The organism is Pantoea phyllosphaerae (assembly GCF_051025595.1).
Taxonomy (GTDB): Bacteria; Pseudomonadota; Gammaproteobacteria; order Enterobacterales; family Enterobacteriaceae; genus Pantoea.
Genome location: NZ_JBPFDE010000033.1, coordinates 1 through 2994, shown reverse-complemented (window position 1 = coordinate 2994; position 2994 = coordinate 1). Strand labels below are relative to the sequence as shown.

Below are 2994 nucleotides of genomic sequence, written 5' to 3'. Positions count from 1 at the left end.
TTCGCGTCTCGCAAAACGCCTCTGGCGTTGTAAGGTTAAGCCTCACGGGTCATTAGTACCGGTTAGCTCAACGCATCGCTGCGCTTACACACCCGGCCTATCAACGTCGTCGTCTTCAACGTCCCTTCAGGACCCTCGAGGGGTCAGGGAAAACTCATCTCGGGGCAAGTTTCGTGCTTAGATGCTTTCAGCACTTATCTCTTCCGCACTTAGCTACCGGGCAGTGCCATTGGCATGACAACCCGAACACCAGCGGTGCGTTCACTCCGGTCCTCTCGTACTAGGAGCAACCCCCCTCAGTTTTCCAGCGCCCACGGCAGATAGGGACCGAACTGTCTCACGACGTTCTAAACCCAGCTCGCGTACCACTTTAAACGGCGAACAGCCGTACCCTTGGGACCTACTTCAGCCCCAGGATGTGATGAGCCGACATCGAGGTGCCAAACACCGCCGTCGATATGAACTCTTGGGCGGTATCAGCCTGTTATCCCCGGAGTACCTTTTATCCGTTGAGCGATGGCCCTTCCATTCAGAACCACCGGATCACTATGACCTGCTTTCGCACCTGCTCGAGCCGTCACTCTCGCAGTCAAGCTGGCTTATGCCATTGCACTAACCTCCTGATGTCCGACCAGGATTAGCCAACCTTCGTGCTCCTCCGTTACGCTTTGGGAGGAGACCGCCCCAGTCAAACTACCCACCAGACACTGTCCGCAGCCCGGGTAACGGGCCTACGTTAGAACACCAGCCATTAAAGGGTGGTATTTCAAGGACGGCTCCACGCAGACTGGCGTCCACGCTTCAAAGCCTCCCACCTATCCTACACATCAAGGACCAGTGTTCAGTGTCAAGCTGTAGTAAAGGTTCACGGGGTCTTTCCGTCTTGCCGCGGGTACACTGCATCTTCACAGCGATTTCAATTTCACTGAGTCTCGGGTGGAGACAGCCTGGCCATCATTACGCCATTCGTGCAGGTCGGAACTTACCCGACAAGGAATTTCGCTACCTTAGGACCGTTATAGTTACGGCCGCCGTTTACCGGGGCTTCGATCAAGAGCTTCTCCTTGCGGATAACCCCATCAATTAACCTTCCGGCACCGGGCAGGCGTCACACCGTATACGTCCACTTTCGTGTTTGCACAGTGCTGTGTTTTTAATAAACAGTTGCAGCCAGCTGGTATCTTCGACTGGCCTCGGCTCCGGGAGCAAGTCCCCTCACCTACGCGCCAGCGTGCCTTCTCCCGAAGTTACGGCACCATTTTGCCTAGTTCCTTCACCCGAGTTCTCTCAAGCGCCTTGGTATTCTCTACCTGACCACCTGTGTCGGTTTGGGGTACGATTTCGTGTTGCCTGGAGCTTAGAGGCTTTTCCTGGAAGCAGGGCATTTGTTGCTTCAGCACCGTAGTGCCTCGTCGTCACGCCTCAGCCTTGAGCATCCGGATTTGCCTGGATGCCCAGCCTACACGCTTAAACCGGGACAACCGTCGCCCGGCCAACATAGCCTTCTCCGTCCCCCCTTCGCAGCAACACCAAGTACAGGAATATTAACCTGTTTCCCATCGACTACGCCTTTCGGCCTCGCCTTAGGGGTCGACTCACCCTGCCCCGATTAACGTTGGACAGGAACCCTTGGTCTTCCGGCGAGCGGGCTTTTCACCCGCTTTATCGTTACTTATGTCAGCATTCGCACTTCTGATACCTCCAGCATGCCTCACGGCACACCTTCGACGGCTTACAGAACGCTCCCCTACCCAACAGTATCGCTACTGCTGCCGCAGCTTCGGTGCATGGTTTAGCCCCGTTACATCTTCCGCGCAGGCCGACTCGACCAGTGAGCTATTACGCTTTCTTTAAATGATGGCTGCTTCTAAGCCAACATCCTGGCTGTCTGGGCCTTCCCACATCGTTTCCCACTTAACCATGACTTTGGGACCTTAGCTGGCGGTCTGGGTTGTTTCCCTCTTCACGACGGACGTTAGCACCCGCCGTGTGTCTCCCGTGATAACATTCTCCGGTATTCGCAGTTTGCATCGGGTTGGTAAGCCGGGATGGCCCCCTAGCCGAAACAGTGCTCTACCCCCGGAGATGAGTTCACGAGGCGCTACCTAAATAGCTTTCGGGGAGAACCAGCTATCTCCCGGTTTGATTGGCCTTTCACCCCCAGCCACAGGTCATCCGCTAATTTTTCAACATTAGTCGGTTCGGTCCTCCAGTTAGTGTTACCCAACCTTCAACCTGCCCATGGCTAGATCACCGGGTTTCGGGTCTATACCCTGCAACTTAACGCCCAGTTAAGACTCGGTTTCCCTGCGGCTCCCCTATACGGTTAACCTTGCTACAGAATATAAGTCGCTGACCCATTATACAAAAGGTACGCAGTCACCCCATAAAAGAGGCTCCCACTGCTTGTACGTACACGGTTTCAGGTTCTGTTTCACTCCCCTCGCCGGGGTTCTTTTCGCCTTTCCCTCACGGTACTGGTTCACTATCGGTCAGTCAGGAGTATTTAGCCTTGGAGGATGGTCCCCCCATATTCAGACAGGATACCACGTGTCCCGCCCTACTCATCGAGCTCGCGACCCGTGTGCTTTCGTGTACGGGAGTATCACCCTGTACCCTGCGCCTTTCCAGACGCTTCCACTAACACACAGGCCGGTTCAGGCTCTGGGCTGCTCCCCGTTCGCTCGCCGCTACTGGGGGAATCTCGGTTGATTTCTTTTCCTCGGGGTACTTAGATGTTTCAGTTCCCCCGGTTCGCCTCGCAGCACTATGTATTCATGCTGCGATAGTGTGTCGGAACACACTGGGTTTCCCCATTCGGACATCGCCGGCTGTAGCGGTTCATATCACCTTGCCGGCGCTTTTCGCAGATTAGCACGTCCTTCATCGCCTCTGACTGCCAGGGCATCCACCGTGTACGCTTAGTCGCTTAACCTCACAACCCACAGGCGTCTTGCGACGTCGCGGATGTGATTATTGAGAGACTCGAACGCG

1 rRNA gene is annotated in these 2994 nt (G+C 55.3%); it reads right to left on the bottom strand.

What is annotated here, in order from left to right:
* Positions 1 to 31: 31 nt before the first annotated feature.
* Positions 32 to 2935: ribosomal RNA gene (locus ACR6A7_RS21055) — 23S ribosomal RNA — on the bottom strand.
* Positions 2936 to 2994 lie beyond the last annotated feature (59 nt).